Raw genomic sequence first — 9,329 nt, forward strand, 5'->3', positions numbered from 1 at the left:
GCTGTGTCGGCTTTTTATCTTCGACCTCCGCGAGAGCGTCGCGGAGGTCGTCAAGAGTGGCGGCGTCAAGCGTGGACATACTTGCTAATCACACTCTAACCTAAAGCATATTTAGCTGACAGTATCACCGCCGTCACTTCTTGACCGGCTGATCGAAGGTGCCCAGAAGATCCACAAAGGACGGCTGATTACAAGCGACACTAACCCCCGCTACACAACCCAAGTGTGGGGCTTGACTGAAGACGGATGTAGGATTTCAATCACATACACCAGTAGCCTCAATTTGAACTGTAGCACCGTTCGGCAACTGCTTGACGCCAACGAAGGTCCGTGACGGTCGTTGACCCTCAAAGAATTCGTCATACGCCTGCGTAACTTCCTCTAATTGGCTCATGTCAGTCAGGTATACTGTGGTTCGCATTAGTTCGTGACGACTGACGCCAGCCTCAGCAGCGACAGTGCGAACACGTTCAAGCGCCTTGAGTGTCTGTTTTCGGACACCCTGATCTGATACTGTCTCTTTGCTAGGTACTTGGCCATCAAAACATACCAGTTGTATGCCACGATTTCGAACACTGTACGGAGTAGTTAACGAACTATCTCGTTCTTTTCGGGTTATGTTTTCGGACATGTTAGTCACTTAGCTTCGAATTTCCTGGTGGTTTGTTATTGGCTGCTCTATATTCGAGGAACTCATCGTACTGTTCAACAACAAGTGTTGAGTCCGCCCGCGGCTTCGCAGTACAGGTGAGTACGTAGCCTGCCTCTCGGTCTTCAGTATCGTACCGACGCGCGTTTGGATGGACAACGTCGCCGTCAACCAAACGAGCAGCACAGGTGATACACCAACCTTGTTGACAGTCAGCTGTGAGCCACACACCCGCCGAACGCGCGGCCGCCAGAATCGTCTCGTTCTCACTGACCTCAAGTTCGTGTGTTTCACCGGCTTCGTCCAGCGACGACTCTTCGGGAACAACGATCGTGATGGTCCACGTATCGTCCGACGACTGTGTCATAAATAAGGGGAGAGTGGAGACCGTTGTTACTCGCTCAGGCGGAGTCGTTGAACGGGTTGTTCTTCGTATATGGTGCGTCGCCCGGCTCGCCACGCGCGAAGTGCCCGGCCGGATTAATCTCGTCGTCCCGTTCCTTGCTCAGCAGCTCGATGAACCAGGCCTCGTGGTCCATCTCCTCGTTGAGGATCCGCTGGGCCATGTCGTAGGTTCGCGGATCGGCCCCACGAGTCATATCACAGATCTCGCTCCAAGTACGAATCGCACACCGTTCCGCTTCGAGCAGTACTTCCAGAATATCTTCGACTTCTAGCTCGGATGTGTCGAACTCACCACTACCATCCATCGGCGTCGGTACCTCGGCGTCGGGACAGGAGGCCCGGTCGGCGAAGTCCCTGATGTCGTTCGGCAGCGACCCCTCGAGTTCGTACACCCGGGGGACGACAAGCTCGAAGTGGGCCCGGTCTTCAAGACGGGCGTCCTCGGTGATCTCCTTGTAGTCCTCCTCCCCGGCGAGGTGCATTCGGAGGTTCGTGTAGTAGTAGTAGGTCGTGAACTCGGCGCCGATCGCGTCGATCAGTTTCTCCCGGAGTTCCTCGGGGTCGACGCCTCGTTCGCGGATGACCTCGGCACCGACTCGCTTGCTCGTGTCGCCCGGTTCCACGGAACCGCTGCCGTGTTCTTTCTCGTTTGCCATCGCATCTCTACATACCCCGGTAACAGTAATCAGAATTGTTTTAGCAATAGATGATATTATCTGCCAAAAGAATGAAACAGCAGTAAGAACAATTCTTTTGTGTATCTACTATTTAGCAATAGATAAATGAACGGTAAGCCTGAACCCGCGCAAGAGACACGTGAGTTTGAGTTTGTCCTCCAGTTCGAGTCAGGAGCCGATGAGTTGATGGATGTGTTCCGACAGTACGAGAGCCTCTCGTTGTGGTCGTCCGCGATCTTCGTGAATGACAGCTATATGTGGCGGCTCGATTATGCGAAGGGGACGAGCGAAGCGCTGGACGCGTTCGATGAGGTATTTCTTGACGAAACCCGCTGTAACGAGTGCTTCGATGTCGTAGATTGTGATACGGACCGATCATATCGCGTCCTAGATCGTCAAGAGACTAGCCGAACTATCTATACACTTCGTCGTGAAATTAACAGTTGTCATTCACTTCCGCATATTGTACTCGATCATATTCAGACAGGAACTATATTCGAATCCCGCCGGGTCGGTGACGAGTACCGGTGGCGCATTCTCTTCCCTAGTGATTCTCCTATTGGAGACATCTACGATACAATGGAAGCACAGATTCGGGAGGGCGTGTCGGTTTCGGTGTCCCATATCACTACTGGCAGCGACTGGAAGGCGACCGAGCGCCTCGCGACAGACTTCTCGCCAGAACACTGGGAAGTGCTAAAGGCAGCGGTCAAGCACGGATACTATGAACGGCCGAGAGAAGTTTCTGTCTCCGATCTTGCGTCGATACTTGATGAACCTCGTTCTACGGTTCAATATCGACTACGAACCGCAGAGGATCGTATCGTGTCGGAATTTGTCAAGCAAACACTGTGAACGGTGGTGGCTACGAGTGGTAGAGATCACGATTGCTGAAAAGCCCCAGCATCGAAGATATGAAACGGTGTTCCGAACTCCGCCTCCGGCGCTACCCGTGACCGTCTCGTATTGACTACAGAAGCTACGGCTCTGCGGATATAAGCTACCGTAGTACAGTTCTCGAACGAGGGAATTACACAACTTCTCTTTTACTTCCGTGAGGAAATATATCTATGTTCTCGACGGTAGTTCCCGACGTCTTGATTCAGGGATGGGTACTACAGCTCTCGCCGGAGCTTGCGAGCCGTGCGCAGTTCGGCTGGACGATCAGCGTTCACATCATTTTCGCCTCGCTCTCGGTCGGGCTGGCGCCGTTCATCGTCTACTTCACTTGGAAAGACGTTCGGACCGACGACGAGCGGTTCACACGGCTGCGGTCATTCTGGATCAAGGTGTTCGCCGCCGGATTCGTCATGGGAACGGTCACCGGCATCCCGATGAGCTTCCAGTTCGGAACGAACTTCCCACAGTTCGCCGAGGTGGCTGGCGAGCTGATTGGTGGGCCGCTCGCATTCGAAGCGAAGATGGCGTTCTTTCTTGAGGCTGTTTTCCTCGGGGTATTGCTATTCGGTCAGGAACGCGTCAGCGATCGGACCTACATCCTCTCGTCGGTACTGGTGGGGGTCGGGGCGTGGCTGTCGGCCTTTTGGATCCTGATCGTCAACGCTTGGATGCAGACTCCACAGGGCTTCGAGATGATCACGCGTAACGGTATGGAAGTCGCGAAGCTAACCGACCCACTGGCTGCGTTCTTCACGCCCCGGATGCCGTGGATGTATGTACACATGGTCAATGCGTCGGTTATTTCTGTCGCGCTGCTGGTCGCCGGGGTCTCGGCGTACATCGTCTGGAAGAAGCGAGATACCACTGCATGGAACACTGCGTTGAAACTCGCAGTTATCCTCCTGCTCGTCACCGCTCCTCTACAGGCAGTCCATGGTGACGCGTATGGGCGTCACGTGGCAGATACACAGCCGCAGAAGTTCGCAGCCATGGAAGCTCACTATGAGACCGGCACGGCAGACTTACACCTGCTCGCGTTCCCAAAGAGCATCGACGCAATCACCGATCCAAAAGCCGAGAACCTCTTCACGGTGAGTCTTCCGGGCGTTGGGTCGTTCCTTGCTAGCGGGGGTGACTTCGACGCCGAAGTGCTTGGGTTAAACGAGTACGAGGAGAACCCGCCCGTAGCGATGGTGTTCTGGTCGTTCCGGTTCATGGTCGGACTCGGATTCCTGTTCATCGGGTTGGCACTATGGGGCGGGTATCTCATCTACAACGGACGCCTCTCGGAGAGCAATCGATTCCTGAAAACGATGATCGCTGCGTCACCGCTCGGCTATGCGGCGCTTCTCACAGGGTGGTACGTCACCGAGATCGGCCGACAACCGTGGGTCATCCAGGGCGAACTCAGAACTAGTGAGGCCGTCTCCTCGACACTGACCGGAACAGAAGCGACTCTGACGCTCGTCGGCTTCGTCGTCATCTATATCGGATTGATCTTGGTAGCCCTTCATGTGCTGCGGTGGCTGGTCGAAGACGAACTCCGTGAACTCGGAGTGAAGGTGTCGGACGACGACCGCTGGTACGGTCCGGTCCCGAAGGTGAGCGACGATGACTGAGGTGGTGTTGCTCGTCGACGCGTATCTTGTCGACGCGCTCCCCGAGATCTGGTTCGGTGTAGTCATGTTTGCGCTGGCGATGTACGTAGTCCTCGACGGGTTCGACTTCGGAATCGGAATGCTGTACGCGACCCGCGACGACGAACACGAGAAGGAGACATTCTTGACGGCGTTCGGTCCGGTTTGGGACGCAAACGAGGTGTGGGTTGTCGCCTTCGGAACGATGCTGTTAGCGGCATTCCCGCGGGTGTACTCGCGAGTCCTGGCCGACCACTACCTGCTCGCGATCGGGTTCGTGCTTGCGCTACTGTTCCGCGGGCTCGGCCCAGAAATGCGTGAACAGCGTGACGACGAGCGCTGGAAGCGGTACTGGGATTACTCTTTTGTTGGGGGGAGCTTTCTCGCACCGCTGCTGTTCGGTACTCTCGCTGGTCGGTGGATCTTTGACGCGCCGACACTCTCGCTGCCGGCATTGTTAACTGGTGTTGGCCTCGTAACCGTCTCGGTCGCCACCGGGGCCGCCTTTCTGACAGCTAAAACTAGGCCACAGCTAGCGTCCAACCTGCGCACGTACGGAATTATTGCGACGCTGGCGTACTTGATCGGAGTTGTCGCTCTGCTGACGACTGTTGTCGTAACTGATGCCGGGGGTACTGCTGAGACGGTTCTTTCGCTTCCTGTAGGTGCGATTGTCGTCTTGTCGGTTATTGCGGGAGGGGGGGGAAGTGTTCTTGCCCTAAGTGGCAAGCACCGTGCTTGGCTGGTGAGCGCATTCGGGCTTCCTGTGCTATTGAGCCTGCTGGTCGCGCTCCTGCTGTATCCGACTATCTATCCGCCAACCGGCTTGACGGTTCGAGAAGCGGTTGTCTCACCGTTAGCGCTGAATCTCGTGACGATTCTCGGATTTCCGGCGCTCCTCCTCGTACTGTGGTACTTCAAATTCCTCTATGGCGTGTTTAGCGGTCCGATCAAGGGTGAGGGATACAAAAATTGAACGTGTAGATCACCGCTTGGCGTCGGAGATCTTTTCAGCATCTGTTCGGACGTGGGCCGTTGCGGCGGTGAGTTAGATACAGATCTGGTATAGGTGAGTAGGTCGTTAACCACCACTACACCCTCGATATTGACGGATCTATCTCAGAGCATCTCATCGGCTACCGGCGTCTGCTGAGCGGAGATCACCCCATGGTCACGCAGGGCCCACAGCACACACCATCTGCCTTCGGTTAAACAGGCTGTGTTGAATCGCCATACAGCAGCGATGTAGGTCGCTAAATCAAAGGAGTTGAAGCGGGAAACTGCGGTTGTCTATAACGCAAATCTCCCGCTTCATCGGGGAAGTTGTGCCGGTTGCTCAAAGAGTTACTGGCGATGGAGGCGAATCCGCCGCCCCGGACGGTGGCGGCGGATTCGCCGACTACGCACTCGTTTCCCTCCACTGTCTGTAAATTTACCTCGATACGTCGTACCGCATGACGATCGACCTGCTCAAAGAGATGCCACAAATAATCGGGGATATCGGCCTTGACGCGACCGATCTCTCCGTGCCGTCCACGTTGTGTAAGGCGTTCGACCGGATCAGCATGAGCGTCTGTCGAGTGCTACTGCGCCAGTCGGCGCAGCTGCACGATCTCTCAGAACACGCCGCGATCGACGCCACATTCTACGACCGCTCACCAGCGAGCCGCCACTACTGCCAGCGAATCAGCTACCGCGTTCAGAAGTTGGAAGTCACGAAAATCGTCGATACAGCGTCGAAAGCCGTCCTTGACGTTCACTGCTCAACGAACCTGGAGGGAAGTGACGCCGATCTTGCTGAGCAGATCGCCCGCCGGAATGCGGGCGATCTGCGGTCTCTCGCGGCGAATAAAGGCTACAACAAGCAATCGCTCCGCAAAGGATTACGCGATCTCGGGATCAGACCGCTGATCAAGCACCGCATCTTCGCACCGTACGACCACACACAACGCCAGAATCGACAATAATCGCTACAATCAGCGCTCTATGACCGAAACCGTGAACTCGGCTGTGAAGCGTTTGCTCGGCTTCGCCGTGCGAGCGCGGTCATGGTTCCGTGAGTTCCGCGAAATCGCGCTGATGTGTGTCGTCTATAACATCAAACGCTTCGTCAAACAGTGAATTTCTCCGCCTTATAGCGAGTCAACACGGCCAGTCAAGGCCACCAGCACAACCGCTCCGCCGTGGAACTTAGGCTTCAAAAACAGCTAGCTGAGGATGCTTTGTGAGGTACTGAGACTACCAATAGCAGTCATTCACAGCCATTAGATCCGCTGATGTCGTATTCTTCAAAATAGTTTTGTATTAATAGCACAAGATTAATACTTGTCGAGTCACAGTAATATATTGTGTCTACACCGACTCAACAGGCGCCGACGGGGACTTCTGGGATGAACTCGCTGTCAACACTTGAGCAAGTCGTACTTATGCTGTTAGGCATCACAGCCGTAACACACCTGTATGCTGGTGTGGTAGAGGGAGCACCACCGGTACTTCTTGCTGGTGTTGGCTTCATTGGGGGAATGCTCCTGTACACACAAGGTGTCCGTCGCCATGGTCTCGCTATCGCCGCGATTCCGTATACAGCTGTCCAGATCCCACTGTGGTATATTGCCAAGGCGGGGAACTTCACTCTCGTCGGGTATGTCGATAAGATCGTTCAGATTGTGCTTGTTGTGGCGCTTGTCGCTCTTGTCTTCCGGCAACGCGACGGGTGAACCACTCAACCTGGTATTAAGTTAGAGGATGAGGCGGACGATCTTGAGTGCCTATGCCAGAGTTCGACCGCCTCAGCGAACGTATTGTGTAGATTGACTTGTCGTTTGTGGAACGAGAACCAACTCTGCGGTGGGCGATTAGAGTAGGGATCTGTTGCCATTTGGGTGGTACAGTCTGTCGCCGCAGTAACCGTTGCTAATACCCGCGCAATCTTTGAGGCGTTGTCCCTGAGTGAGACCCAACAGCAAACTGTCGTCGCCTGTGGATTTCACGCCCCAGATAGAGTACTCGATGTGGTGTCGCAGTCAATACTGTGTGACACCACTATACGACCTTGCTAGCGTGAGCCGCCGAAGTCGTACTCGGCATCCGCCGCTGCGACGTACGCATCGTTGCCGTCGCAGTCTGGCACATAACAGGGGTCGTTGCCGCTGGCATAGAGTACGGGCGCTTCGATATTGGGGGTGGACTGCCGCATGAGGACGGGTGTAACGGGCTTCTGAACTCACGTACGGGTGGTTCTCGCCACGTACGATGCGTCCCTCGAGGCGGCTGGTGTTCAGTAAGCGGGGGCAGTGGGTCCGCATAGAGATCCTTGCGCGTGAGGATCCGGATCTCAAGTATCTGGGTAAGCGCCCGCGCCCGGTTCGTTACGCCACACGCAACAACGAGGACAGGTATCGCCTCGGCAAGCCCCTTCGATACGGTGATTTTGTACCACCCGCTCGCCCCCTGACTAACTCTCGTTTTCGCCATCTCTGTATAGGTCTATAGTTAGGCCTAAACTTAGTTCTAATATTGGTGTTCAGATAACCCCCGTTTCCTGTACGCCTGCCCACTCAGATGTGATAAAATACCCTGCTACAATCCTTTACAATTGACACGAAGTCCGTGCTGTATAGAGCGCGCGAATGTGGCACGTCGCAGTGACGAAATCGATATATATCGATTCGGTCAGTGTAAATTCCTACTCTAATACACGTTCACTCTCGGTCTTTCGCTGTTCCGGTTCTTCAGTTTCGATGAGTTGATCAAGACGTCGCTCAAATGCTTCGTCGTCAATTTCGCCCTCCGCGTATCGTCGTCGAAGCGTTTCAATCGGTGTCTCATTTGCGTCGTCTATCTGCTGGTCGTCCTGTGGACTGGATGCTGGAGCCGCATTCGCCTGACGCACGACACCTAGTGTTAATTGTCCGGATATTCCGAGTATTACTGTACTGACCAAGAGAAACAAGAGGCCTGCCGCAACGTTTCCACTCAGTCCGATAAGTCCGAGCACAAACGCGGGGACACCGAGCAAAGAGCCGATGATAGCAGTCGCAGTTCGACCAGCGGGGCTCTGGGGGGCATAGCGGTGGACCAATTCGTACACAATACCTCTATGACCGTTTTACAACTTAAAAATCGCGGAAGTGGGGACTAAACCCCTCTAGAAGAGGTACATCTGCTTGGTTAGCAGGACGGAATACTAGCGAGTCAGCATACACGTTCTATCAGTTAGTTCTGGATTTAGATGGAGAAAATAACGGAGTTTCCGTGCTATCTACACTCTCTGTATCTCGCACGCCTACCGGAACACTCCTCTGAGTTAGTAGAATCCTCGGCGGTCAATACGCAGGATCTTTCCAACTACTAATTCAGACATGTTTTAACTGTAAACAACAGCTTGTGAATCGTTCTATGACACCCTTGACTATGGTAAAATTCATCTTGGTTATGGGTTGAGGCGGATTTCGAAGACAAACGAATGGGTGGACGGATATGGACCCCTTCTTTGGCTCCGTGAGCATCGACCGGTAACTGGTCGGTACATCTCCGGTTCCACACGTTCGGGTAACACATATAAAATATGTTTGTAGAAAGCTTTCTGGCGTTTATAATGCCGTCTGAAGCATAAGATATTCGCATCCCTTAGTCCATAGATAAATCCGAGACAGAGCGGACACTGGCCATGCCGTTGAAATACGAATCCGGGACAACCACACTGATTGCCGCGTGATCGCTATCGAAATTTCACCGAACTGAAGCCGACCGGCGAGGCGTCCTCCATTCCGGATATGATGCTAGACGATAGGGGTGAAGGTGCCCTCTGACGCCAACGCGTCACGACAAGCGCTGGTGGTGGCTCTGTTGCGCCGGCCGTGAGTGCCAGTCCTGTGGGGCGTCAGTCCTAGGCGGCCAGCTGAAATGCCGGTTCTCTCTCACCAACTATCTCGGACGCTCTTCAGTAGACTGGCGGAACCAGGAGTATTAGTGCCTCTGGCCTGGCAAAGACGGGTATGTGTGAAGACCGTCCTGCCTTCGGCCAGAGGCTAGCGGAACTTGCGGAACTTGGGGTAATAG

General features: G+C 54.4%; 8 protein-coding genes and 2 pseudogenes. 6 read left to right on the forward strand and 4 right to left on the reverse strand.

Translation table 11 applies throughout. The annotated features are described in order from the left end of the window. Positions 1 to 256: 256 nt before the first annotated feature. From EXE41_RS17840 to dps, 3 genes are read right to left on the reverse strand one after another with little or no spacing between them, the layout of a single operon-like run. A complete protein-coding gene (locus EXE41_RS17840; protein WP_080508748.1) occupies positions 257 to 631 on the reverse strand; it encodes a RidA family protein in 375 nt (124 codons plus the stop codon). A 1-nt stretch (position 632) separates the two neighbouring features. Next, positions 633 to 1,016, reverse strand: coding sequence for a 2Fe-2S iron-sulfur cluster binding domain-containing protein (locus tag EXE41_RS17845; protein ID WP_080508749.1), 384 nt, complete (start codon positions 1,014 to 1,016; stop codon positions 633 to 635). Positions 1,017 to 1,050: 34 nt separating this feature from the next. Then, the gene (dps, locus tag EXE41_RS17850; protein WP_049933440.1) at positions 1,051 to 1,710 is read right to left on the reverse strand and encodes a DNA protection during starvation protein; all 660 of its coding nucleotides are present in this window, start codon (positions 1,708 to 1,710) and stop codon (positions 1,051 to 1,053) included. Between the two features lie 126 nt (positions 1,711 to 1,836). On the opposite strand from dps, the gene EXE41_RS17855 reads away from it, so the two are divergent. The 5 genes and pseudogenes from EXE41_RS17855 (at position 1,837) to EXE41_RS19770 (ending at position 6,985) form a co-directional block, all read left to right on the forward strand. Continuing rightward, positions 1,837 to 2,586, forward strand: a complete 750-nt coding sequence (locus EXE41_RS17855) for a helix-turn-helix domain-containing protein (protein ID WP_137691700.1) — start codon at positions 1,837 to 1,839, stop codon at positions 2,584 to 2,586. 215 nt (positions 2,587 to 2,801) lie between these two features. Continuing rightward, the gene (locus EXE41_RS17860; protein WP_137691701.1) at positions 2,802 to 4,250 is read left to right on the forward strand and encodes a cytochrome ubiquinol oxidase subunit I; all 1,449 of its coding nucleotides are present in this window, start codon (positions 2,802 to 2,804) and stop codon (positions 4,248 to 4,250) included. Beyond that, entirely contained in the window at positions 4,243 to 5,244 is a 1,002-nt protein-coding gene (locus EXE41_RS17865) for a cytochrome d ubiquinol oxidase subunit II (protein WP_137691702.1), read from the forward strand. Before EXE41_RS17860 ends, EXE41_RS17865 begins: the two co-directional genes overlap by 8 nt. A 316-nt stretch (positions 5,245 to 5,560) precedes the next feature. Continuing rightward, positions 5,561 to 6,389 (forward strand): annotated as a pseudogene (locus EXE41_RS17870) (IS5 family transposase). Between the two features lie 269 nt (positions 6,390 to 6,658). Beyond that, entirely contained in the window at positions 6,659 to 6,985 is a 327-nt protein-coding gene (locus tag EXE41_RS19770; protein ID WP_241987285.1) for a hypothetical protein, read from the forward strand. Positions 6,986 to 7,953: 968 nt separating this feature from the next. Here the strand turns inward: EXE41_RS19770 and EXE41_RS17890 are convergent. Then, positions 7,954 to 8,358: an SHOCT domain-containing protein gene (locus tag EXE41_RS17890; RefSeq protein ID WP_137691704.1), complete on the reverse strand. Its 405-nt coding sequence runs from the start codon at positions 8,356 to 8,358 to the stop codon at positions 7,954 to 7,956. A gap of 616 nt (positions 8,359 to 8,974) precedes the next feature. Here EXE41_RS17890 and EXE41_RS19775 point away from each other — a divergent pair. Next, a pseudogene (locus EXE41_RS19775) lies at positions 8,975 to 9,204 on the forward strand (hypothetical protein); the annotation flags it as partial. Positions 9,205 to 9,329 lie beyond the last annotated feature (125 nt).

The organism is Halorubrum sp. SD690R, assembly GCF_005435035.1.
Taxonomy (GTDB): domain Archaea; phylum Halobacteriota; class Halobacteria; order Halobacteriales; family Haloferacaceae; genus Halorubrum; species Halorubrum ezzemoulense.